Annotated in this window: 18 protein-coding genes and 1 tRNA gene; 8 read left to right on the top strand and 11 right to left on the bottom strand. The window is 63.2% G+C overall.

Translation table 11 applies throughout. The features are described from left to right. Window positions 1-115: 115 nt before the first annotated feature. Window positions 116-640, top strand: coding sequence for a disulfide bond formation protein B (locus tag ACFQNJ_RS00215; RefSeq protein WP_382253606.1), 525 nt, complete (start codon window positions 116-118; stop codon window positions 638-640). Between the two features lie 38 nt (window positions 641-678). On the opposite strand, the gene ppk2 is transcribed toward ACFQNJ_RS00215, so the two are convergent. Further along, window positions 679-1,896 carry a polyphosphate kinase 2 gene (ppk2, locus tag ACFQNJ_RS00210; RefSeq protein ID WP_374639095.1) on the bottom strand — a complete coding sequence of 406 codons (1,218 nt, stop codon included), beginning with the start codon at window positions 1,894-1,896 and terminating at the stop codon, window positions 679-681. 90 nt (window positions 1,897-1,986) lie between these two features. Beyond that, the gene (gene argA / locus ACFQNJ_RS00205) at window positions 1,987-3,327 is read right to left on the bottom strand and encodes an amino-acid N-acetyltransferase (protein WP_374639094.1); all 1,341 of its coding nucleotides are present in this window, start codon (window positions 3,325-3,327) and stop codon (window positions 1,987-1,989) included. Here argA and hrpA point away from each other — a divergent pair. After that, window positions 3,326-7,333, top strand: a complete 4,008-nt coding sequence (gene hrpA / locus ACFQNJ_RS00200; RefSeq protein ID WP_382252987.1) for an ATP-dependent RNA helicase HrpA — start codon at window positions 3,326-3,328, stop codon at window positions 7,331-7,333. The two genes, argA and hrpA, sit on opposite strands and share 2 nt — an antisense overlap. Window positions 7,334-7,339: 6 nt before the next feature. On the opposite strand, the gene ACFQNJ_RS00195 is transcribed toward hrpA, so the two are convergent. Genes ACFQNJ_RS00195 through lptF form a run of 5 tightly spaced genes read right to left on the bottom strand, consistent with a single transcriptional unit; the run spans window position 7,340 to window position 12,076 of the window. Then, complete coding sequence (locus ACFQNJ_RS00195; protein ID WP_382252984.1) at window positions 7,340-8,506, bottom strand: pyridoxal phosphate-dependent aminotransferase; 1,167 nt, start codon at window positions 8,504-8,506, stop codon at window positions 7,340-7,342. A gap of 22 nt (window positions 8,507-8,528) precedes the next feature. Continuing rightward, window positions 8,529-9,473: a CysB family HTH-type transcriptional regulator gene (locus tag ACFQNJ_RS00190; RefSeq protein ID WP_374639091.1), complete on the bottom strand. Its 945-nt coding sequence runs from the start codon at window positions 9,471-9,473 to the stop codon at window positions 8,529-8,531. Continuing rightward, entirely contained in the window at window positions 9,470-9,835 is a 366-nt protein-coding gene (locus tag ACFQNJ_RS00185; protein WP_382252982.1) for a sirohydrochlorin chelatase, read from the bottom strand. The genes ACFQNJ_RS00190 and ACFQNJ_RS00185 overlap by 4 nt, the downstream gene beginning before the upstream one ends. A gap of 4 nt (window positions 9,836-9,839) precedes the next feature. Further along, window positions 9,840-10,958 carry an LPS export ABC transporter permease LptG gene (gene lptG / locus ACFQNJ_RS00180; RefSeq protein WP_382252980.1) on the bottom strand — a complete coding sequence of 373 codons (1,119 nt, stop codon included), beginning with the start codon at window positions 10,956-10,958 and terminating at the stop codon, window positions 9,840-9,842. Continuing rightward, the gene (gene lptF, locus ACFQNJ_RS00175; RefSeq protein ID WP_382252978.1) at window positions 10,955-12,076 is read right to left on the bottom strand and encodes an LPS export ABC transporter permease LptF; all 1,122 of its coding nucleotides are present in this window, start codon (window positions 12,074-12,076) and stop codon (window positions 10,955-10,957) included. The genes lptG and lptF overlap by 4 nt, the downstream gene beginning before the upstream one ends. Before the next feature lie 26 nt (window positions 12,077-12,102). Here lptF and ACFQNJ_RS00170 point away from each other — a divergent pair, with 26 nt between their 5' ends. The 3 genes from ACFQNJ_RS00170 to ACFQNJ_RS00160 all read left to right on the top strand — a co-directional run bounded on the left by ACFQNJ_RS00170 (window position 12,103) and on the right by ACFQNJ_RS00160 (window position 15,467). Continuing rightward, a complete protein-coding gene (locus ACFQNJ_RS00170; protein WP_382252977.1) occupies window positions 12,103-13,608 on the top strand; it encodes a leucyl aminopeptidase in 1,506 nt (501 codons plus the stop codon). A 12-nt stretch (window positions 13,609-13,620) separates the two neighbouring features. Then, on the top strand, window positions 13,621-14,073 hold the full coding sequence (locus ACFQNJ_RS00165; protein WP_382252975.1) for a DNA polymerase III subunit chi: 453 nt from the start codon (window positions 13,621-13,623) through the stop codon (window positions 14,071-14,073). Between the two features lie 197 nt (window positions 14,074-14,270). Then, window positions 14,271-15,467, top strand: coding sequence for a branched-chain amino acid ABC transporter substrate-binding protein (locus tag ACFQNJ_RS00160; protein WP_382252974.1), 1,197 nt, complete (start codon window positions 14,271-14,273; stop codon window positions 15,465-15,467). A 121-nt stretch (window positions 15,468-15,588) separates the two neighbouring features. Here the strand turns inward: ACFQNJ_RS00160 and ACFQNJ_RS00155 are convergent. The 3 genes from ACFQNJ_RS00155 to ACFQNJ_RS00145 form a co-directional block, all read right to left on the bottom strand. After that, window positions 15,589-15,679: transfer RNA gene (locus ACFQNJ_RS00155), tRNA-Ser, on the bottom strand. Window positions 15,680-15,714: 35 nt separating this feature from the next. After that, on the bottom strand, window positions 15,715-16,635 hold the full coding sequence (locus ACFQNJ_RS00150; protein WP_382252972.1) for an SPFH domain-containing protein: 921 nt from the start codon (window positions 16,633-16,635) through the stop codon (window positions 15,715-15,717). A gap of 37 nt (window positions 16,636-16,672) precedes the next feature. Beyond that, window positions 16,673-17,098, bottom strand: coding sequence for an NfeD family protein (locus tag ACFQNJ_RS00145; protein ID WP_374639082.1), 426 nt, complete (start codon window positions 17,096-17,098; stop codon window positions 16,673-16,675). A gap of 159 nt (window positions 17,099-17,257) precedes the next feature. Here ACFQNJ_RS00145 and ACFQNJ_RS00140 point away from each other — a divergent pair, with 159 nt between their 5' ends. Together ACFQNJ_RS00140 and ACFQNJ_RS00135 are read left to right on the top strand one after the other, a co-directional pair. Beyond that, window positions 17,258-19,540, top strand: a complete 2,283-nt coding sequence (locus ACFQNJ_RS00140; protein WP_382252970.1) for an Orn/Lys/Arg family decarboxylase — start codon at window positions 17,258-17,260, stop codon at window positions 19,538-19,540. A 37-nt stretch (window positions 19,541-19,577) separates the two neighbouring features. Beyond that, complete coding sequence (locus ACFQNJ_RS00135) at window positions 19,578-19,802, top strand: YdcH family protein (RefSeq protein WP_374639080.1); 225 nt, start codon at window positions 19,578-19,580, stop codon at window positions 19,800-19,802. Window positions 19,803-19,855: 53 nt separating this feature from the next. Here ACFQNJ_RS00135 and fabI read toward each other — a convergent pair whose 3' ends face one another. Continuing rightward, window positions 19,856-20,647, bottom strand: coding sequence for an enoyl-ACP reductase FabI (fabI, locus tag ACFQNJ_RS00130; RefSeq protein WP_382252969.1), 792 nt, complete (start codon window positions 20,645-20,647; stop codon window positions 19,856-19,858). A gap of 38 nt (window positions 20,648-20,685) precedes the next feature. Here fabI and ACFQNJ_RS00125 point away from each other — a divergent pair, with 38 nt between their 5' ends. Next, window positions 20,686-22,536, top strand: a complete 1,851-nt coding sequence (locus ACFQNJ_RS00125; protein ID WP_382252967.1) for an extracellular solute-binding protein — start codon at window positions 20,686-20,688, stop codon at window positions 22,534-22,536. The last annotated feature ends 10 nt before the right edge of the window (window positions 22,537-22,546 follow it).

The raw sequence follows: 22,546 nt of genomic DNA, 5'->3' as shown, positions 1-22,546 counted from the left end.
GCGACCGCCGGGAACTTCGTGTCGGGCCGGCGAATCCATAGAACCACAGGGGCACCGAAGGGGTGCCCCTTTCATTGAGGGGGAGCATCGCGTGTCATCCACCATCGTCCAGGGTCTGCTGGCCCAACCTGCCGAGCGTCCACGGCGATTGCTGGCCCTGATTGCTGTGGCCTGCACGGGCCTGCTTGCCTTCGGCATCTACCTGCAGCATGTGGTGGGGCTGGAACCTTGCCCGATGTGCATCGTGCAGCGCTACGCGTTGATTCTGGTGGGCCTGCTGGCTGGTGTCGGCGCGGCGGCGCAAGGTCCTGCGACGCGGCGCCTGCTGGTGCTCCTGGCCTTGGCTGCCGCTGTTTTTGGCGCGTTCGTGGCCGCCCGTCAGAGCTGGCTGCAATGGTTTCCGCCCGAAGTCCTGAGCTGTGGCAGGGACCTGTACGGCATGATCGAATCGTTTCCGCTCAAGCGCGTCATCCCCATGGTGTTCCGCGGCAGCGGTGACTGCTCGGCGGTGGACTGGACCTTCCTGGGCCTGACGATCGCCAACTGGTCGTTTCTGTGGTTCTGCGCCATGGGTCTGGTGATGGCACTGGTGGCATGGCGCGCTCCGACAGCAGCTGGACGCGGGCGCGTGCCTGCCTGAGTCGCAACAGGGCCCACCCCAAGGTGGGCTTTGCTCGGTCAGAGGATGGCGTTGCCGGGGTGTTCGCCGCGCTCGTACACCACGTGCGCACGGCCGACGATCAGGCTGTCCAGGTTGCCAATGTTGGATGAATCCTTGCGGTCGTAAGGCAGCTTCTGCAGCACGTAGCGCATGGCGTTCAGGCGTGCGCGCTTCTTGCAGTCGCTCTTGATGACCGTCCAGGGGGCGTCGGCGGTGTCCGTCTCGAAGAACATGGCCTCCTTGGCCTTGGTGTAGTCGTCCCACTTGTCGAGGCTGGCCATGTCGATCGGGCTGAGTTTCCACTGCTTGAGCGGATGGCTCTCCCTCTCCTTGAAGCGGCGGCGCTGTTCCTCGCGGCTGACGGAGAACCAGAACTTGATCAGGTGAACGCCGCTGCGCACCAGCTGCCGTTCAAACTGGGGGGCCTGGCGCATGAACTCCTGGTACTCATCGTCGCTGCAGAAACCCATGACCCGTTCGACACCGGCCCGGTTGTACCAGCTGCGATCGAACAGGACGATCTCGCCCGCCGTCGGCAGGTGCTGGACGTAGCGCTGAAAGTACCACTGACCACGCTCGACCTCGGTGGGCTTCTCCAGCGCCACCACCCTGGCACCGCGGGGATTGAGGTGCTCCATGAAGCGCTTGATCGTGCCGCCCTTGCCAGCGGCATCGCGCCCTTCGAACAGGATAACCACCCTCTGTTTCGTCTCCTTGACCCAGGCCTGGAGTTTGAGCAGTTCGACCTGGAGCCGGTACTTCTGCTGCTCGTAGGCCTTGCGCGACATCAGGTTCTTGTACGGGTATCCCCCGCTGCGCCAGTCGGCAGAGAGCACCTCGTCAGGGTGCAGCACTACCTTGGCGTTGTCACGCCGGAGTTGGGCCTCTTCCTTGAGCAGGCGGCGGATGGCTTTGGCGTCGTCGGGAGCGGCGCCTTCCAGAATCGCGCGCAGGGACTCTGCTTTCTGCTTGCGGCTGGAGCCTGACTGGGAGAGGATGTCCTGCACGGCAGCGAACTGAGCTTCCTGCCGCGCGCTGATTCTCGTCTCCACCGATACCTTTGCCAGTTTCTTGGGCTGACGGGTACCTGACACATCGCCGAGCGTTGCCCGACGAGGCTTGGTGGACGCGGTGGCGGCGCGGACCGCAGTTTTCTTGGCGGCCGGCGTCTTTCTGGCTGAGGGACGGGAGGCGGTGGTGGTACCCGAATCGGTGGTGGTGCTGCGTTCTGTCATGAGCGGTTCATCAACGTGTCATCGAACCGACCAGTATGAACCTGTGGCGTTCCCGTGGTTTGATATTCGTCAAGTTGACAGGTCCGACGCTCAGGAGAGCTTCTTGACCAGTACCTGGCTGCGGCGGTCCCAGTTGTACTTGCGCTTGCGGGCTTCGGGCAGCCAGTCCGGGCTGACCTGGACAAAGCCACGCTTGACGAACCAGTGCATGGTGCGCGTGGTCAGCACGAAGATGCTCTGCAGGCCCTGGGCGCGGGCGCGCGATTCAATGCGCTTGAGCAGGCGCTCGCCGTCGCCCTGGCTTTGCGATTGCGGCGACACCGTCAATGCCGCCATCTCGCCCGTCCGCTCTTCAGGATAGGGGTACAGCGCCGCGCATCCAAAGATCACGCCGTCGTGTTCGATGATGGTGTAGTTGCTGGCATCCCGTTCGATTTCGGTGCGGTCGCGCTTGACCAGGGTGCCGTCCTTCTCGAACGGCTCGATCAGGGCGACGATGCCGCTGACGTCGTCCATCGTGGCTTCGCGAACGCTCTCGAGCTTTTCGTCCACCACCATGGTGCCGATGCCATCGTGCACATAGATCTCCAGCAGCAGCGAGCCGTCGAGCTTGAACGGGATGATGTGGCTGCGTTCGACGCCGCCTTCACAGGCGCGCACGCAGTGCTGCAGATAGAAGCCCGGATCGCTCGGCTGGGTCGGTGCCGGTAGGCTGGCGATCAGGCGTTTGGCGTCGATCAGGGGCAGTTCGGTGTCGATCTCGCTCTCGGGGTCGTTCAGGTCGACGCGAATGCCGGGCACCTCGGTCATGAAGATCAGCTTGTCGCTCTGCAGGGCCACTGCCACCGAGGTCGCCACGTCCTCCATGCTGAGGTTGAAGGCTTCGCCGGTGGGCGAGAAGCCGAACGGCGAGATCAGTACCAGGGCTCCCATGTCCAGCGTGCGCTGGATGCCCTCGGTGTCGACCTTGCGCACCAGACCGGAGTGCAGGAAGTCCACGCCGTCGATCAGGCCCACGGGGCGTGCGGTGATGAAGTTGCCCGATATCACCCGCACCCGGGCGCCGGCCATGGGGGTGTTGGGCAGGCCCTGGCTGAAGGCAGCCTCGATCTCGTAGCGCAGCTGGCCCGCCGCTTCCTGCGCGCAATCCAGGGCCACCGAGTCGGTGATGCGCATGCCGTGCGAGTAGCGGGCTTCCTGGCCCTTGAGACGAAGCTGCTCATTGACCTGGGGACGAAAGCCATGCACCAGCACGATCTTCACGCCCATGGCCTGGATCATGGCGATGTCCTGCGCGATGGAGGCCAGTTTGCCGGCGTCGATCGCTTCGCCGGTCAGGCCGATCACGAAGGTCTGGTTGCGGAACTTGTGGATGTACGGTGCCACCGAACGAAACCAGGGCACGAAGGTGAAGTTGAAGACGGTGGACATGAAAAGCTGTGCTGCGACCGAATGGCGGGGCGGGGATAATTGCCGGTTGCCCGATTTTGACCGAAGTTCTGCCTTGACCGTCCCTGACCTGTTCCTTGAGTTCCCCGAGTCCTTGCCCGTCTCCGCACGGCGGCAGGAAATCGAGGACGCCATTCGCGATCATCAGGTGGTCATCGTGTGCGGCGAAACCGGCTCAGGCAAGACCACGCAGCTGCCCAAGATTGTGCTGGCGATGGGGCGCGGCAAGATCAATGCGAAGCCGGGTCAGCGTGGCCAGCTGATCGGTCACACCCAGCCGCGGCGGATCGCGGCGTCCAGCGTGGCCAAGCGCATCGCCGAAGAGCTCAAGACGCCGTTGGGCGAGGTGGTGGGCTACAAGGTGCGTTTCCAGGACCGGTTGAGCAAGGACGCCTCGGTCAAGCTGATGACCGATGGCATTTTGCTGGCCGAGACGCAGACCGACCCCGACCTGCGCGCCTACGACACGCTGATCATCGACGAGGCGCACGAGCGCAGCCTCAACATCGACTTCCTGCTGGGCTACCTGCGCCAGCTGCTGCCGCGACGGCCCGACCTGAAGGTGATCGTCACCTCGGCCACCATCGATGCAGACCGGTTTGCCCGTTATTTCGAATCCAAGCGGGGCCCCGCGCCTGTGCTCATGGTGTCGGGCCGCACCTACCCGGTGGAGGTGCGCTACCGGCCGTTTGAGGAGAGTCGAGAGTACGACCTGAACGATGCCATTGCGGACGGGGTGGACGAACTGTGGCGCGGTGGTGCAGGGCAGGGCGGCGACATCCTGGTCTTCCTGCCTGGCGAGCGTGAGATCCGCGAAGCTGCCGACCACCTGCGCAAACATCTGTCGCACCAGCCGGCTCTGCGCAATGCCGAGGTGTTGCCACTGTTCGCGCGCCTGTCGCAGGCCGAGCAGGACCGCATCTTCCAGCCGCACGGCCAGCGACGCATCGTGCTTTCGACCAACGTGGCGGAGACCTCGCTGACGGTGCCGGGTATCCGCTTCGTCATCGACGCCGGCACGGCACGGGTCAAGCGCTACAGCTTCCGCCAGAAGGTCGAGCAACTGCTCATCGAGCCGATCAGTCAGGCGGCGGCCAACCAGCGCGCCGGCCGTTGCGGGCGCGTGGCCGACGGTATCTGCATTCGTCTTTACGACGAGGCGGATTTCAACGGTCGTCCCAAATTCACGGACCCGGAAATCCTGCGCAGCTCGCTGGCCGGGGTGATCCTGCGCATGAAGGCGCTGCACCTGGGCGCGGTGGAAGACTTCGCGTTTCTGGAGGCACCGCAGCGCCGTGCCATTACCGACGGCTACCAGTTGCTGGCCGAGCTGGGTGCGGTGGACGACGCCAATGAACTCACGCCAATTGGCAAGACGCTGTCCAAACTGCCGCTCGATCCACGGGTGGGCCGCATTCTGCTCGAAGCGCGCGAGCGCGGCGCGCTCGACGAGGTGCTGGTGATTGCCTCGGCGCTCAGCCTGCAAGATGTGCGCGACCGGCCGCTGGACAAACAGACCCAGGCCGACCAAGCGCACAAGAAATTTGACGACGAGAAGAGCGAGTTCAGCGGCACGCTCAAGCTCTGGAAGTGGTTGGAGGACAGCAAGGGCGGCCACGGCAAAGACCACAAGCTCAGCAATCGCCAGTACGAGAACCTGCTGCGCGAGAACCACCTCAACGTTCGGCGCGTGCGCGAGTGGCGCGACATCCACTCGCAATTGCACACCGTGGTGGCCGAGCATCAGTGGAAGTTCAACACGCAGCCGGCAAGCTACGAACAACTCCATCTGTCCATGCTCGCCGGCCTGCTCGGGAACATCGGCTGCAAGAACGACACCGAAGACTGGTACCTGGGGGCGCGCGGCATCAAGTTCCACCGCCACCCGGGCGCCAACCTGAGCAAGAAGCCGGGCCGCTGGATCGTCTGCGCCGAACTGGTCGAGACCGCGCGCCTGTTTGGTCGCGGCATTGCCAACATCGAGCCGCAGTGGCTGGAGCAGGTGGGGGGGCATCTGCTCAAGAAGCAGGTGCTGGACCCGCATTGGGAAAAGAAGGCTGGTCGCGTCAGTGCCTACGAGCGCGCCACGCTCTATGGGCTGATCGTTTACCAGCAGCGGCGCGTGGACTATCAAAAAGTGGATCCGGCCGGTGCGCGCGAGATCTTCATCCGCGAGGCCCTGGTGGGTCACCTGCATGAGGACACCTGGGACAGCAAGCTGCCCTTCCTGGCCGCCAACCGTCGCACCGTGCGCGAGGTGCAGGACCTGGAGCACAAGGCACGCCGGCAGGACGTGCTGGTCGACGACGAGCTGATCTACGCGTTCTACGAGCAGCAGATCCCTGCGGAGGTGTGCAGCAGTGTGACCTTCGAGCGCTGGTATCGTGAGGCCTCGCGCGACAACCCCAAGCTGCTCTTCCTCACCCGAGAAGAGCTGATGCGCCATGAGGCCGCGGGCATCACCACCCAAGCCTACCCCAGGACCATCCGCCTGGGCGGCGTGGATTGCGCCGCCGCCTATCTCCACGAGCCGGGCGACCCGCGTGACGGCGTGAGCGTGACGGTGCCCATCTTTGCGCTCAACCAGGTCAGTGAAGACCGCTGCGAGTGGCTGGTGCCGGGCATGCTCAAAGACAAGGTGCAAGCCCTGCTCAGGACACTGCACCAGCGGCCACGCTCGCGCCTGGTACCGCTGCCGGCCGCCGCCGAGAAGATGACCGAGGCGTTGTGCCAGCCCGAGGTATTCGGTGCTGGCAGCCTGATGGACGCGTTGCTCAAGCTGGTGCGCGAGGCCACGCAATTGCCGGTGCAGCGCAACGACATCAAGGTCGACATGCTGCCGGCGCACCACTTCATGCACCTGCGCGTGGTGGATGAGCACGGCCGCCAACTGGGGCAGGGCCGCAACCTGGGTGCGCTCAAAGCCGAACTTGGCAGCCAGGCACGCGGCGCTTTTCAGGCCCTGGCCTCGCTCAAGCTCAAGGACATCGCGGCGCCGGCCACCGCGGCTGCGGTTCCGACATCCGCGGTGGCGGCCGATGGCGTCCGCCGCGTGCCCGCCGCCGACAAGACCAAAGCGCCCGCCGCGCCGGCGAACAAGACTTCCAGCGCCGAGCAGCGCCACACCACCTGGGACTTCGGCGAACTGCCCGAGCTGATGGAAATCCGCAAGGGCGGCCAGACTCTGATCGGTTTTCCGGCGCTGATTGACGACGGCGACGCGGTGCGCATCGAGGTCTTCGACGAGCCCGAGGTCGCGCAGGCCCGCCACCGCGCCGGCCTGCGCCGCCTGTTCGCGCTGCAGATCAAAGATGCGCTCAAGTACCTGGAGAAGAACCTGCCCGGCCTGCAGGCCATGGGTGTGGCCTACATGAATGTCGGCAAGACGGACGGTGGCGGCGGTGGTGGCACGCTGGACGAGCTGAAGAATCAGATCCTTGATTTGGCGCTGGACCGGGCCTTTCTGGCCGAGCCTCTGCCGGCCGACGCCGCTGCCTTCAAGGCGCGCGTGGAAGAGGGCCGCGGACGCCTGACCCTGATCGCCAACGAGATCGCACGACAGGCCGGCTCCATCCTGACCGAATACGCGGCAGCGGCCCGCAAGCTCAAGGACAGCAAGCCGCCCGCCGATGTGGCCACCGACGTGCAGCAACAGCTGCAACGGCTGGTGCCCAAGACCTTCCTGAGTTCCACACCCTACACCCAGTTGCAACACTTCCCGCGCTACCTCAAAGCGGTGCAACTTCGGTTGGACAAGCTGCGCGCCGATCCGGCTCGCGACGCGGCCAAATTCGCTGAACTCCGGCCGCAGGACCAGCGCTTCTGGCGCCTGGTCGCCGAACGCAAGGGGGTTCAGGACGCGAGACTGCAGGAATTGCGCTGGTTGCTGGAAGAACTGCGGGTGAGCTTCTTTGCCCAGGAGCTGCGTACACCGCAACCAGTGAGCATCAAGCGACTGGACAAGGCCTGGAGTCAGCTCAACAGCTGAACAAGGTCACAGGCGGGCCAACCGTTCGAGGGCTGCTTTCAGCGTCTCGTCCTTCTTGGCAAAGCAGAACCGCACCACCTTCTGGTCGAACCCGTTGCCATAGAAGGCCGATAGCGGAATGGCAGCGACGCCGATCTCACGCGTGAGCCACTGGCAGAAGTCGGCTTCGGACAGGTCGCGTTCGGCCACGGCCAGGTTCTCGATGCCCACGCACTGGAAGTAGGTGCCCTGGCCGGGCAGCAGGCGAAAGCGCGTCTGTGCCAGGCCGTCGCGGAACAGGTCGCGCTTGCGCTGGTAGAACGCGGCAAGCTGAAAATAGGGCGCCGGGTCGGCCATGTAGGCGGCCAGCGCGTGCTGCATGGGCGTGTTGACGGTGAACACGTTGAACTGATGCACCTTGCGGAATTCGGCCGTCAGCGGCGCGGGTGCGACCACGGTGCCCACCTTCCAGCCCGTCACATGGTAAGTCTTGCCAAAGCTTGAAATGATGAAGGCCCGTGCCGCCAGGCCGGGATGGCGGGCGGCGCTCTGATGCGCTTGACCATCGAACACCATGTGTTCGTAGACCTCGTCACTGATCAGAAGCACGTCGGTCGGTGCCAGCATTTCATCCAGGCGACGCATGTCATCCGCGCTCCAGACCTGCCCGCTGGGGTTGTGCGGGCTGTTGATGATCAGGGCACGCGTTCGCGGGGTGATGGCGGCAGCAATGGCATCAAAGTCTGGCCGGAAGCTGCCGGGCACCAGCGGCACACGCACCACCTTGCCGCCAGCCAGTTCAATGTTGGGCACGTAGCTGTCGTAGCACGGCTCCAGAACGATGACTTCGTCGCCGGGGTGCACCACCGCCAGGATGGCCGTCAGGATCGCCTGGGTTGCACCCGCCGTCACAGTGATGTCGGTATCCGGGTCGCAAGGCAAACCGTACAGTGCCTGCATCTTGGCGGCCATCGCCTGACGCAAGGCAGGAACACCCGGCATGGGCGGGTACTGGTTGTGCCCCTCCCGCATGGCCTTGGTGACCGCATCGATCAGCCGTTCATCGCAGTCGAAATCAGGGAAACCCTGTCCAAGGTTGACCGCCCCGGTCTGGGTCGCCAGTGCCGACATCACGCTGAAAATGGTGGTGCCTACCTGAGGCAGTCTGGAAGTCAGGGTGGGGGTCTTCGGCATCACGGGCATGGATCTTGTGGATTCAGAGTTCATAGTCGTCCGGGGTGCCGCTCATGGCACGCAGGATCAGATCGCGTGAGAGGCGGTCACTGAGCAATTCGGCAAAGCGCAGCACGAATTGCCGCAGATAGGCGCCGCGCTTGAAGGCCACCCGGGTCAGGTTGTGGCCGAACAGGGGCGCACCCGGTCGCGTCAGCAGATCGTTCGACTGGTTCTCGCCGGTGACGGCCATCTCGGCCACGATGCCGACCCCCATACCCAGGCGCACGTAGGTCTTGATCACATCGGAATCAATGGCCTCCAGCACCACATTCGGGACCAGGTTTCGCTGGGCGAACGCCTGGTCGATACGCCCCCGTCCCGTGAAGCTCGGGTGGTAAGTGATCAGGGGAACCGCCGCCAGATCCTCGATACCCACCCGATCCTTCTGGGCCAGGGGGTGGTCGGTCGGAAACACCAGCATGTGCTGCCATTCGTAGCAGGGCAGGGTGATGAGGTCCGGGTATGCCGTCAGCGACTCGGTGGCCATGCCGATTTCCGCGGTCTCGTCCATCAGCATGCGCGCCACCTGGTCGGGCGAACCCTGGTGCAGGCTGACGTTGACCTTCGGGTAAAGCTGCCTCAGGCGTGCCACCGGTGCTGGCAGCACATAGCGCGCCTGTGTGTGCGTCGTGGCAATCGATAGGGTGCCGCTGTCCTGGTGCGAGAACTGCTCACCAATCCGGCGCAGGTTATTGACCTCACGCAGGATGATGTCGATGCTCTTGAGGACCTGCTGACCCGGCTCGGTGACCCGCTTGATGCGCTTGCCGTGGCGGGCAAAGATCTCGATCCCCAGTTCGTCTTCCAGTTCGATGATGGCCTTGGAGACCCCAGGCTGTGAGGTGTGCAGCGCCTTGGCTGCCTCGGTCAGGTTGAGGTTGCGGCGGACAGCTTCCTGAACGAACCGGAACTGATGCAGGTTCATGGCGCCTTCCCGATGGCGATGTCGGCCAGCAGCCGGGTCAGGGCAGGGTGCTCGCCGGCCGCAGGCAGGCATTCAAAGCGCACATCCGGATGCTGTTCACGAAGCTGCTGAATCAGCACCGGCAGGTCCTCCCGGGCGTGCTTGCCCATGCCAAAGAAAAGCGGGAGCACCCGCACCTCACGGGCACCCTGGCCGATCAATGACCGTGCGCAGGAAGGAAGATCAGGCTCGGACAGCTCCAGATACGCACAGCCCACCCGCGCTTCGGGGGCCTGGGTCTGGATCTCCCGGGCCACGGCCTCCACGGGCAGGCGCCACTGGGGGTCCCGCGAACCGTGGGCAAAAACAATCACGCCAAGCATCCCGTTACCTCCGGAGAACCAGCCAGCCAAAGGCACCCAGCGAGAGCACCGAATAGATCAGGGCGGGCGATGCGGCGGCCACCCACGGCTGCCATTGGCTCAGATTGCCGATATAGCCGAACACGTTGTTGAGCAGGAAAAAGCTGATGCCGATCATGACACCGCCAAACACATAGCCCGTGGTGCCGCCCGAACGGAAATGGAGGTAGGCAAAAGGCAGTGCCAGCACCACCATCACCAGACAGCTCAGGGGGTAGAACAGCTTGCGCCAGAACTCGATTTCGTAGCGCAGGGCCGATTGGCCATTGGCCTCGAGGTGCTGGGCATAGGAGTACAGATCGGTGGTGCGCATCCTCTCCGGCTTGAGCAGTGCCACCGAAACCATTTCGCTGGTGATGCTGCTGGGCCACTCGTAGGTCCGGTGTCGCCGGTAGTGGACCTGTGCCCCGCCTTTGGCCGAGACGTCCAGTATCCGGCGCCGCACGTCCTCCATGACCCACTTGCTGTCGGCCTCGATGCGTCCCTGTTTGGCCTGCAAGGTGGACTGAATGGCCCCTCGGTCGTCAAAGGCAAAGATTCGGACATCCACCAGTTCGCCTCGGGCGTTGAGCTGTCCCACATTGACAAAGTAGTTCACCTCGCCCTGCCGCTCCTTGAGCCACGCGCCCGTGTTGCCCACGCTGATTCGCCCCTTGAACTCTGCTTTGAGCAATTGCGCAGCCCGGTCAGAGGCAGGTGCCACGTAGTCGCCCACCACAAAGGTGGCCACGACAAACATCATGCCCAGCCCCAGCATCGTGAACAGGGCCCGCCACGGACCCAGGCCGCTCGTGCGCAAGATGGTGTACTCGGAGCCCTGTGCCAGCCGGGCCAGCACTGCGACGGAGCCAATCAGCGCAGCAATGGGCAGCAGCTCATACATCCGGTTGGGCATTTGAAGGGCCACGTACAGCAGGGCGTGTTGCAACCCGTAGACAAGTTCAGGGTTGCCCACCGCAGGCTTGCCCACCGATGAGAGCTCATCGACCACATCGAAGAAGAAGAAGAGCGACAGAAATCCCACCAGCACAAAGCCGGACGCCACCAGAATTTCGCGGTAGATGAGACGCCGGATCGTTCTCATGTCGAAGCCCCTTTTCTCGTCAGTGGCTGGACCAGGCGCAACATGAGATGGCGCAGATCAAGGTTGTAGTGGCGTTTGTAGAGCCAGATCAGGGAAAAGAGGGCGACGCTTCCGTGGATCAGCAACAGCATCGAGGCGAATGACATTTGGCCAGTGGCCACCCAGCGCTGACCAAAGTTGAGGAAGTTGAAGTACACGATGAAGGCGAACAGGGTGAACATCAGGTTGCCGCTCTTGCCCGCACGCGGGTTGCTGATCGTGGCGGCCAGCGCCAGCAGCACCAGGTTGAATGCACTCAGGGCCACACCCAGCCGCCACCCCAGTTCGCCCAGGCGGGAAGCACTGGGTTCCGCGATAAGGTCCCAGGAATTCACCGCGTTCAGGTCTCCGCGTCCCTGGGTGAGTCGGGAGGATCCGCCGATCTGGGCGCCGTACTCCTGGAATTCGCTCAGCCGCATCTCCAGACTGCCGGGCTGGATTTCCAGACGCTGCCCCTGGTTGAGCATGAGATAGGGGATATCGTCGATCGTCTCGATGCGACCGGCCGCGGCCGAAATGATGGTCTCCACGCCGCGGTTGTCCACGCTGGAGATGAACACATTTCGCCCCTCCTTGCCTTCCACCGTGTCCTTGTCAATGAAGTAGACCCGGCGGCCACTGCTGGATTCCTGGAACTGGCCGGGCTGAACCCTCTGCAGGTCTCCCCGGGTTTCGAACCGCTGGCGCAACTCCTCCGTCTGCTGGTTGGCCCAAGGCCAGACGAACATCACCATCAGGAAAATGACCAGCAGGACGGGCCAGGCGAAGCGCAACAACGGTCCGACAAAGCCGCCCAGCGAACGCCCGCCGCTGAACCAGATGATCATCTCGCTGTCCCGGTACATGCGCGAGAGAGTGGACACAATGCTGATGAACAGGGCCAGGGTCAGGATGGTCGGCATCCGGCCCAGGACCGTGTAGCCCAGCACCAGCATGATTTCTTCGGGATTGACACTGCCCTTGGACGCCATACCCAGCGTGCGGATCAGCAGCATGGTCAGCACAATGGTGAACAGCACCACCAGCGTGGCGCCAAAGCTGCGGGCCAGTTCTTTGCGTAGGGAAGAATGGAATAACATCGATGACACTCTAGGATGGCGTGATTATGGACTTTGAACTCAAATCGGTATCGCTGGATCAATCTTCCCGACTTTCGCTGGATGCCTTGCTGGTGGCCGTGCCGGATGGCCTCTCCATCTCCGCCAGCGCTGACAACCCTCTGTCGCGCCTGATCAGCCAGGCGCTTGCGCCCGGCGGCCTGGAAGAAGGGGTGGGCAAGTTGCTCGTCTGCTTCCGTCCGGCCGGCATCAAGGCCGCTCGGGTCGTGCTGGTCCGTACCGGCCAGTCCCGGCCGTCTGATGTGAAGAAGGCCATTGCCGCCGCAGCGGCCCAGGTTCGCCAACCCGGCACCGCCAGAGTCGGGCTGATGCTGAGCACGTTGACAGATGTTTCCGATGCCTTGCCGGCGGCGGTCCAGGCCATGAGCGAGGCTCACTACGTCTACACCCAGACCAAGCCCTCGGCCAAACCCTCGCCTGTGCGCCAGGTGGTGATTGGCGTGGCAGACGCTTCCGCGGTCCGGGACATTCACGCTCGGGCCTGTGCCGTGGCCCACGGGATTGGCGTTGCCCGAGAATGGGCCAACCGTCCGGCAAACCATGCCACCCCCTCACAGCTGGCGGAGGCCGCCCGCTCTTTGGCCAGAAAAGGCGGCTTCGACTGCCAGGTGCTCGGCGAAAAGGATGTCAAGGCGCTGGGCATGGGGGCTTTTCTGGCGGTGGCCCAAGGATCGGAGCAACCCCTGAAATTCATCGTTCTGCGTCACCAGGGGGGTGCCCGCTCCGAGGCCCCACATGTGCTGGTGGGCAAGGGCATCACCTTTGACACCGGGGGCATCTCGCTCAAGCCAGCGGCCGAGATGGACGAAATGAAGTTCGACATGAGCGGAGCGGCCAGTGTTCTGGGCACGTTCGCCGCGCTGTCCCAACTGAAGCTGCCGGTCAACGTGATCGGCGTCATTCCCGCCTGCGAAAACATGCCCGGTGGTGCCGCCATCAAACCGGGCGACGTGGTCACCAGCATGTCTGGCCAGACCATCGAGATTCTGAACACCGACGCAGAAGGCCGGCTCATCCTTTGTGACGCCCTGACCTACGTGGAGCGCTTCAAGCCACGCGCAGTGATCGACATTGCGACGCTGACCGGGGCCTGTGTCATTGCCCTGGGCGCTGTGCGTTCCGGCCTGTTCTCGACCAACGACGAGCTGGCGCAGGCGCTTCATGCGGCCGGAGAGGCATCACTGGATCCCTGCTGGCGCATGCCGATGGACGATGAATACGCCGAAGGCCTCAAGTCGAATTTCGCGGACATGGGCAATGTGGCCGGTCGCGCAGCCGGCTCGATCACGGCGGCCAAATTCCTTGAAAAGTACGCCGCCAGAATGCCGTGGGCCCATCTGGACATCGCCGGGACGGCCTGGCGCAGCGGGGCCAGCAAGGGAGCCACCGGAAGACCGGTTGGTTTGCTGATGCAATACCTGATCGCGCAGGCACAGGACAGCGGCACGCAGAAGACCACTCAGCGTGCGCCAGGCCGTGCGAAGAAACGCTGAGGCAGGGCGCTGATGCCCGCCGTGGCTTTCCATTTCAACGCCAGTGACAAGCAGGCGTACGCGGTTCGCCTGCTGCGCAAGGCTTTTACCCGGGGTGCGCGTACGCACGTCCTGCTTGACCGAGAGATGGCGACCAGGCTGGAGGTCGATTTGTGGATCCGCGTGGCGGGAGACTTCCTGCCGCACTGTCTCGATGACAGTCCTGCGCCGGTCTTGCGAAGGTCACCGATTGTGCTGGGGCCTTCCGTGATGCAGGTTCAACCCGAAGCTCAGGTGCTGGTGAATCTGTCAGAGATGTTGCCGGATTCGGGACTCATCGGTCGCTATCAGCGAATCATCGAGGTGGTGTCCACCTCGCCCAGAGACAGGGAGCTCGCCCGTCAGCGCTGGCGGTGGTACCGGGAGTCCGGAATGGAGCCGGAACGGCACGATCTTGGTGCGTCCGAGGGCTCGACGCACCACTGATGGGTGCGGCATCTTGCATCGGAGTATGCGTTGCGCTAATACAGCATTCGCATGTGTGATGCAGGTTCGGACTAACCCTTAGACAGGTGCAGACCTGGGCCTATTGTGTGAATCCCTTCGGGTTTTTGCAGTATCTTTACGGACGTGGAGAAAAGTTCCCTCCGCATATCAACATTCATTCCTTTCCGAGGACATTTATGCAACTGAACCTCAAACTGGCCGTACTCGCAGCGGCTGTTGCCCTGGCCGCTTGCGGCAAAAAAGAAGAGGCTGCGCCGGCTGCTGCTCCCGCCGCCGCTCCTGCTGCTGCTCCTGCCGCTGAAGCTCAGGTCATCAAGATCGGTCACGTGGGCCCCACCAGCGGCGCCATCGCCCACCTTGGCAAGGACAACGAGAATGGCGCCCGCATGGCCATTGAAGAGCTCAATGCCGCCGGCCTGACCATCGATGGCAAGCCCGCCAAGTTCGAGCTGCTGGCCGAAGACGATGCCGGTGACCCGAAGCAGGGTACCGCTGCCGCTCAAAAACTGGTGGATGCCAAGGTTGCTGGCGTCATCGGTCACCTGAACTCGGGCACGACCATTCCCGCTTCGCAGCTCTACCACGAAGCTGGCATTCCCCAGATCTCTCCCTCGGCCACCAACCCCAAGTACACCCGTCAGGGTTACCCCGGCGCCTTCCGCGTCGTGGCTGACGACGTGCACCTGGGTGGCACGCTGGGCAAGTACGCCATCGAAAGCCTGAAGGCCAAGAACGTCGCCGTGATCGACGACCGTACCGCCTATGGCCAGGGCGTGGCTGATGAGTTCGAGAAGGGCGTCGTGGCTGCTGGCGGCACCGTCGTGGGCCGTGAGTTCACCAACGACAAGGCCACCGACTTCAACGCCATCCTGACGACCCTGAAGGCCAAGAAGCCTGACGTGGTGTTCTTCGGCGGCATGGACGCCGTGGCTGGCCCGATGCTCAAGCAGATGAAGCAGCTGGGCATCAACGCCAAGTTCATGGGCGGCGACGGCATCTGCTCGAGCGAGCTGCCGAAGCTGGCCGGTGACGGCATGGCCGACGACCAGGTCTACTGCGCGGAAGCCGGTGGCGTCGAAGGCGAAGCCAAGGCTGGCATGGACAAGTTCCGTGAGGACTTCAAGGCCAAGTTCGGTGCCGACGTTCAGGTGTACGCCCCGTATGTGTACGACTCGGTCAAGGTCATGGTCAACGCCATGGTCACGGCCAACTCGTCCGACCCGGTCAAGTACCTGCCGGCGCTCAAGGCTTCCAACTACAAGGGTGTGACCGGCACGATCACCTTCGACGAGAAGGGTGACATCAAGAACGGTGCCCTGACCCTGTACACTTACAAGGCCGGTGCCCGCTCCGCTCTGGCTGTGATCCGCTGATCGATCGCATCCTCGGCAAAAGCCACCGTCTTCGGACGGTGGCTTTTTTGTTTCTCGGACCGGGCACGGGGTGTTTCGGGCAACAAAAAAGCGACCCGGGGGTCGCTTTTTGCTAGTTTCGTGGCGGAGAGGGCGGGATTCGAACCCGCGGTGGGCTATTAACCCACACACGCTTTCCAGGCGTGCGACTTAAACCGCTCATCCACCTCTCCGCGAAGCCTTTGATTGTAGCAGGTTCAATCGGCACTTAGCTGGAAGTCTTGCCGGAGACGCTCACCATTTTCATGGCCGAGGTGATCAGGGCCGAGACTTCGGTCATGTTGCTGGGGACCACCAACGTGGTGGTTGCATCGCTGGCCACACGCCCATAGGCATCCACCGCCTTCTCGGCCACTTTCAGTTGCACCGCCTGCTCACCGCCGGGTTGGCGGATGGCAGCGGCCACGCGTTCAATCGCTTGGGCGGTCGCATCCGCCACGGCCTTGATGGCCTCCGCTTCACCCTGGGCCTTGTTGATCTCGGCCTGCTTCTCGCCTTCGGATCGGGCAATGAAGGCTTCGCGCTCGCCCGTGGCGATGTTGATCTGCTCCTGGCGCCGACCTTCCGAGGCGGCGATCAGCGCACGCTTCTCGCGCTCGGCAGTTATCTGGGCCTGCATCGAGCGCAGGATTTCTGCCGGCGGGGTCAGATCCTTGATCTCGTAGCGCAGCACCTTGACGCCCCAGTTCAGCGCAGCCTCGTCGATGGCGTTGACCACCTGCCCGTTGATCATTTCACGCTCCTCGAAAGTCTTGTCCAGCTCCAGCTTGCCGATCACCGAGCGCAGGGTGGTCTGTGCCAGCTGGGTGACCGCCATGATGTAGTTGGATGAGCCGTAGCTGGCACGCATGGGGTCGGTGACCTGGAAGTACAGAATGCCGTCCACCTGGAGCTGCGTGTTGTCCTTGGTGATGCAGACCTGACTGGGCACGTCCAGCGGAATTTCCTTCAGGCTGTGCTTGTAGGCCACCTTGTCAATGAACGGCACCAGGAAATTCAGTCCGGGCGAGAGTGTGGCGTGGTACTTGCCCAGTCGCTCGACGACCCAGGCATTCTGCTGCGGAACCACTTTGATCGAGCGGACGATGAAGATGGCAGCGATGACAAACAGTAGAACGGCGATTTCCATGATGTGAGGTTTCCCCTGTGTTTGATGAATGAAAGTGTCAGGCCTTGTCGACCACCAACCGGTTGCCCTGGAGCTCCGTCACCCGATACACCCCGGGTTCTGGCGGCAGCCCCTCGCGCAACTGGGCAGTCCATGGGGCGCCGCGGTATCGCACCGATGCCGTGCGGTCGTCCTGCCATTGCTGGATCTGCAGCGTCTCGCCCACATCCAGGTTGACGCTGCGCTCGGCCCGGGCCGATGGATCACCTGGTTTGCGCTTCTTGATCAGGTACCAGCCAGCGACGAGAGCCAGCCCCACCAATGCGGACACAACCAGTTGCCCGGTCACAGGCAGACCCGCATGGGCGGCCAGCGCGCCTGCGGCCATGCCCACGGCCAGCATCAGCAGGTAGAAGGTGCCGGTGGCCAGCTCCAGTGCCACCAGCACGCCGGCCAGCAACCACCAGACGGTCGATTCGCTCATGAGTCCTCCTTGGGGTATGGTGTTGACTGTCGGGCAACCACCACATTCTGCGACAAACGGCCGCGAATTTTTCGGAAGGTGCCACAGTAATTCCGTACACTTCGCGCCTGTTTTGGATCCAATATTTCGCCTGTCGATGGTGCCAGGCTGGAGAACGCCATGAAATTCCGCTTTCCCATCGTGATCATCGATGAGGACTTCCGCTCGGAGAACACCTCCGGTCTGGGTATCCGCGCCTTGGCCCAGGCCATCGAATCCGAGGGCTTCGAGGTGGTCGGCGTGACCAGCTACGGCGATCTCAGCCAGTTTGCCCAGCAGCAGTCGCGTGCCAGTGCATTCATACTCTCGATCGACGATGAGGAGTTCACACCCGGCCCCGACCTGGATCCGGCGGTGCTCAATTTGCGCAGCTTCATCGAAGAGGTGCGACGCAAGAATGCCGAGGTGCCGATCTACGTCTATGGCGAAACCAAGACCAGCCGCCACCTGCCCAACGACATCCTGCGCGAGCTGCATGGCTTCATCCACATGTTCGAGGACACGCCGGAGTTTGTGGCGCGCCACATCATCCGCGAGGCCAAGAGCTACCTGGAAGGCATCCAGCCACCGTTCTTCAAGGCGCTGCTGGATTACGCCGAAGACGGATCCTATTCATGGCACTGTCCCGGCCATTCGGGTGGTGTGGCGTTCCTGAAGTCCCCGGTGGGCCAGATGTTCCACCAGTTCTTTGGCGAGAACATGCTGCGCGCCGACGTCTGCAACGCGGTGGAAGAACTGGGCCAGCTGCTGGACCACAACGGCGCCATCGGTGCATCGGAGCGCAATGCGGCGCGCATCTTCAACGCCGATCACTGCTTCTTCGTCACCAACGGCACCTCCACGTCGAACAAGATGGTGTGGCATCACACCGTGGCGCCAGGCGATGTGGTGGTGGTGGACCGCAATTGCCACAAGTCCATCCTGCACTCGATCATCATGACCGGTGCGGTGCCGGTATTTCTCAAGCCCACCCGCAACCACTACGGCATCATTGGCCCGATTCCCCAGAGCGAGTTCGAGATCGATTCCATCAAGGCCAAGATCCGCGCCAACCCGCTGCTGGCAGGTGTGGATGCCGACAAGGTCAAGCCACGCATCCTGACCCTGACGCAGTCCACCTATGACGGTGTGCTCTACAACACCGAGACCATCAAGGGCATGCTCGACGGCTATGTGGCCAACCTGCACTTTGACGAGGCCTGGCTGCCGCATGCCGGTTTCCACCCCTTCTATGGCACGTTCCATGCGATGGGGCGCAAGCGTGGCCGGCCGCAGCAGTCGGTGGTGTACGCCACGCAGTCCATCCACAAGCTGCTGGCGGGCATCAGTCAGGCCAGCCACGTGCTGGTGCAGGATTCGCAGAACACCAAGCTGGACCGTCACCTGTTCAACGAGTCCTACCTGATGCACACCTCCACCTCTCCGCAGTACAGCATCATCGCCAGCTGCGATGTGGCCGCGGCCATGATGGAGCCGCCCGGTGGCACGGCGCTGGTGGAAGAAAGCATTGCCGAAGCCCTGGACTTCCGCCGCGCCATGCGCAAGGTGGAGGCCGAGTTTGGTGCCGACGACTGGTGGTTCCAGGTCTGGGGGCCTGACGAGCTGGCCGAGGAAGGCGTTGGTCAGGCCAGCGACTGGGTGCTCAACCGCAAGAAGGACGACAAGGACACCGAAGAGGACTGGCACGGCTTCGGCGACATGGCGCCGGGCTTCAACATGCTCGACCCGATCAAGGCGACCATCGTTACGCCGGGCCTGAACCTCAAGGGCGACTTTGCTGCCACCGGCATTCCCGCATCGATCGTCACCAAATTCCTGGCCGAACACGGTGTGGTGGTGGAGAAAACCGGGCTCTACTCGTTCTTCATCATGTTCACGATCGGCATCACCAAGGGCCGCTGGAACACCCTGCTGACCGCGCTCCAGCAGTTCAAGGATGACTATGCCCGCAATCAGCCCATGTGGCGCATCATGCCGGAGTTCTGCGCGAAGCAGCCCCGCTACGAGCAGATGGGACTGCGCGATCTTTGCCAGCATGTGCACTCGATGTACGCCAGGTACGATGTGGCCCGCCTGACCACCGACATGTACCTGAGCGACCTGACCCCCGCGATGAAGCCGTCCGATGCGTTCGCCCATATCGCGCACCGCACCACCGAACGCGTGGCCATCGACGATCTGGAGGGGCGCATCACGACCAGCCTGGTGACGCCTTATCCGCCCGGCATTCCCCTGCTGATTCCCGGCGAAGTGTTCAACAAGAAGATCGTGGACTACCTGAAGTTCAACCGGGAGTTTGCGCGTGCCTGTCCTGGTTTCGAGACCGACATTCACGGGCTGGTCCAGGAAACGGCTCTGGACGGCACGGTCAGCTACTTTGCCGACTGCGTGAAAAAGGGGTAACCTAGATCCCGTCCCAAACCCAAGACAAGGAGACCGGATGTTCCCCGAGTACCGCGAGCTGATTACCCGCCTCAAGGGCCATGACCATCACTTCACCCGCCTGTTCGACAAACACAACGAACTGGACCAGCAGATCAAGAACATGGAGGCCCATATCCAGCCGGGTACCCAGTTGGAGATCGAGTCTCTCAAGAAAGAGAAACTTGCGCTGAAGGATGAGTTGTACGGCTTGCTCAAGAAAGCCGCCGAAGCCGGTACCTGAAAAAAAAGCCACCCGACCGGGTGGCTTTTTCGTGGGGCCGCAAACTTCGTGAATCAGGCCTCGCTGTCCCGGCTCAGTCCTGCCGTCTGGCTGAAGCCGCCGTCCACGTAGGTGATTTCTGCCGTCACACCCGACGCAAGATCGGACAGCAGGAAGGCGGCCACATTGCCGACATCCTCGATGGTGACATTTCGCCGGATCGGCGAGGCGCTGGCCACCATGCCCAGCAGCTTGCCGAAATCCTTGATGCCGCTGGCAGCCAGCGTCTTGATCGGGCCCGCGCTGATGCCGTTGACGCGCATGCCACGGGGTCCCAGCGACTCCGCCAGATAGCGCACCGAAGCCTCCAGGCTGGCTTTGGCCAGGCCCATGGTGTTGTAGTTGGGAATGGTGCGCATGGCACCCAGGTACGACAGGGTCAGCAGGGCCGAGCGCTCATTCAGGTAGGGCAGTGCCGCCTTGGCCATGGCCGGGAAGCTGTAGGCGCTGATGTCGTGCGCAATCCGGAAGCTTTCGCGCGAGAGGCCATCAAGGAAGTCACCGGCGATGGCTTCACGGGGGGCAAAGCCGATGCTGTGGACGAAGCCATCAAACTTGCCCCATCTCTGTCCGAGATCGGCAAACAAGCGATCGATCTGGGCGTCGTCCCCCACATCGCAGTCGAACACGAGCGTGGAACCGAACTCGGCGGCAAACTCGGTAATGCGGTCCTTGAAGCGCTCCCCGACGTAGCTGAAAGCCAGTTCGGCGCCCTGGGCGTGGCAGGCACGCGCGATACCGTAGGCAATGGAACGGTTGGACAGGACGCCCGTGATCAGCAATTTCTTGCCGGCAAGAAAACCCATGTGTCAGTCTCCAGGAAAAATTCCAGCAGAATTGTCGCATGCGCAAACCGGTGGCCCTTCAGCGACTTCTTGAGCGACTCTTCCTGGGACTCCTTGCGGGGGCCTTGCTGCTGTCGGCGCGGGTGGCCAGTGCAGCCCATGGCTATGCCCTGTGGGGCGACCTGAAGTATCCCGAGGGCTTTGCCCATTTCGAGTACGTCAATCCCCAGGCGCCCAAGGGCGGGGAGCTCCGGCTGGTCAGCAACCTGCGGGTGTCCACCTTCGACAAGTACAACCCCTTCACCCTTCGCGGGAGCGCACCGGCCTACCTGTCCGATCTCATGTTCGACAGCCTGCTGGCGGGCGCGCTGGACGAGACAGGGTCGGGCTATGGACTGCTGGCCGAAGATGTTCAGGTGGCCCCGGATCGTCTGTCGGCCACTTTCCGGCTTCGTCCCCAGGCCAGGTTTCACCACGGCAAGCCGGTGCTGGCGGCAGATGTCAAACACAGCTTTGACACGCTGATGGGGCCACACACCGCACCTTCGTGGAAGACGATATTGGCCGACGTGTCGGGCGTGGATGTGGTGGATGAGCGGACCGTGCGCTTCCGCTTTCGCAAACCGAACCGGGAACTGCCCCTGACCGTGGGCGGCCTGCCGGTGTTCAGCCGTGACTGGGGTGACGAGACCGACCCCAAGACGGGGCAGCGCAAGACCTTTGACCAGGTCGTGATGGACTTGCCCATTGGCAGCGGGCCCTACCGCATCGGGCCGGTCAAGTTCGGTAAGGACATCACCTATGTCCGTGACTCGGCCTACTGGGGCAAGGACCTCCCGGTGCGCCGGGGTACCGCCAATTTTGACCGCATCACGGTCAAGATCTACAAGGACAGCACGGCACGGCTGGAAGCGCTCAAGGCAGGTGAGTTTGACCTCATGCGCTTCTTCTCGGCCGGGGACTGGGCCCGCCGCGTCAACGGCAAGCGCTTTGACACCGGAGAGTTGGTGAAGGCCGAATTCCGGCACCGCCTGCCGACCGGATTCCAGAGTTATGTCCTCAACACCCGCCGACCGCCGCTGGATGACATCCGTGTGCGCGAGGCGCTGGGCCTGGCACTGGACTACGAGTGGATGAACCGGCAGATGTTCTACAACAGCTACCAGCGGGTGCAGGGGCTGTTCGGCAACACCGACTGTTCGGCTCAGGCGTTGCCATCATCGGCCGAGCAGTTGTTGCTGGACCCATGGCGCACACAACTTCCTGCGGCCGTGTTTGGCCCTGCCTATGCCGCACCGCGCACCGACGGAGACAGCAGCCTGCGTGCCAATCTTCGCCGCGCCCAGGCCTTGTTGCAGGAGGCGGGCTGGCGCTGGCGCGATGGTGCGTTGCGCAACGGGCGGGGGGAGCCGCTGGTGCTGGAGTACCTGGACAGCAACGAGACGGGGGCGCGGGTGGTCACGCCATGGGCTCGCAATCTCGAGAAGATCGGCGTGCAGCTGCGCTTCAGGCCGGTGGACTTTGCCCTGTACCAGCAGCGGCTGCGCAGCTTCGACTTTGACGTCATCTCGCTGGCGTTTGGCGGCACGCACAATCCGGGCGCTGAGTTTGCCGACCTGTTCGGCAGCGCGGCCGCGGGCATCGATGATTCGGGCAACTTCGCCGGGGTTCGTCATCCGGCGGTCGATGATCTGATCTCACGCATGAGCGACGCCGGGCAACGCGACACGTTCCTGGCGGCCTGCCGGGCGCTGGACCGCATCATTGCCCACAGCCATTACCTCATTCCCCAGTGGTCGGCCGGGACCCACCGGATGGTGTACAACCAGTGGCGCCTGGCGTCGCCTCCGTCCATGCCGCCGTATGCGACTGGCGAAGGCTGGGCCATCCAGACCTGGTGGGCACGTTGAACAGGAACCA

Source organism: Hydrogenophaga bisanensis (assembly GCF_042665135.1).
Classification (GTDB): domain Bacteria; phylum Pseudomonadota; class Gammaproteobacteria; order Burkholderiales; family Burkholderiaceae_C; genus Hydrogenophaga; species Hydrogenophaga bisanensis.
The sequence above is the reverse complement of the archived record's forward strand: the minus strand, read 5'-3'. Positions and strand labels throughout refer to the sequence as shown.

Excerpts from the sequence above, each read along its gene's own strand:
- ppk2 (WP_374639095.1), bottom strand. The coding sequence starts at position 1,896 with ATGACAGAACGCAGCACCACCACCGATTCGGGTACCACCACCGCCTCC.
- hrpA (WP_382252987.1), top strand. The coding sequence starts at position 3,326 with ATGAAAAGCTGTGCTGCGACCGAATGGCGGGGCGGGGATAATTGCCGG.
- argA (WP_374639094.1), bottom strand. The coding sequence starts at position 3,327 with ATGTCCACCGTCTTCAACTTCACCTTCGTGCCCTGGTTTCGTTCGGTG.
- ACFQNJ_RS00195 (WP_382252984.1), bottom strand. The coding sequence starts at position 8,506 with ATGCCGAAGACCCCCACCCTGACTTCCAGACTGCCTCAGGTAGGCACC.
- ACFQNJ_RS00190 (WP_374639091.1), bottom strand. The coding sequence starts at position 9,473 with ATGAACCTGCATCAGTTCCGGTTCGTTCAGGAAGCTGTCCGCCGCAAC.
- ACFQNJ_RS00185 (WP_382252982.1), bottom strand. The coding sequence starts at position 9,835 with ATGCTTGGCGTGATTGTTTTTGCCCACGGTTCGCGGGACCCCCAGTGG.
- lptG (WP_382252980.1), bottom strand. The coding sequence starts at position 10,958 with ATGAGAACGATCCGGCGTCTCATCTACCGCGAAATTCTGGTGGCGTCC.
- lptF (WP_382252978.1), bottom strand. The coding sequence starts at position 12,076 with ATGTTATTCCATTCTTCCCTACGCAAAGAACTGGCCCGCAGCTTTGGC.
- ACFQNJ_RS00170 (WP_382252977.1), top strand. The coding sequence starts at position 12,103 with ATGGACTTTGAACTCAAATCGGTATCGCTGGATCAATCTTCCCGACTT.
- ACFQNJ_RS00165 (WP_382252975.1), top strand. The coding sequence starts at position 13,621 with ATGCCCGCCGTGGCTTTCCATTTCAACGCCAGTGACAAGCAGGCGTAC.
- ACFQNJ_RS00160 (WP_382252974.1), top strand. The coding sequence starts at position 14,271 with ATGCAACTGAACCTCAAACTGGCCGTACTCGCAGCGGCTGTTGCCCTG.
- ACFQNJ_RS00150 (WP_382252972.1), bottom strand. The coding sequence starts at position 16,635 with ATGGAAATCGCCGTTCTACTGTTTGTCATCGCTGCCATCTTCATCGTC.
- ACFQNJ_RS00145 (WP_374639082.1), bottom strand. The coding sequence starts at position 17,098 with ATGAGCGAATCGACCGTCTGGTGGTTGCTGGCCGGCGTGCTGGTGGCA.
- ACFQNJ_RS00140 (WP_382252970.1), top strand. The coding sequence starts at position 17,258 with ATGAAATTCCGCTTTCCCATCGTGATCATCGATGAGGACTTCCGCTCG.
- ACFQNJ_RS00135 (WP_374639080.1), top strand. The coding sequence starts at position 19,578 with ATGTTCCCCGAGTACCGCGAGCTGATTACCCGCCTCAAGGGCCATGAC.
- fabI (WP_382252969.1), bottom strand. The coding sequence starts at position 20,647 with ATGGGTTTTCTTGCCGGCAAGAAATTGCTGATCACGGGCGTCCTGTCC.
- ACFQNJ_RS00125 (WP_382252967.1), top strand. The coding sequence starts at position 20,686 with ATGCGCAAACCGGTGGCCCTTCAGCGACTTCTTGAGCGACTCTTCCTG.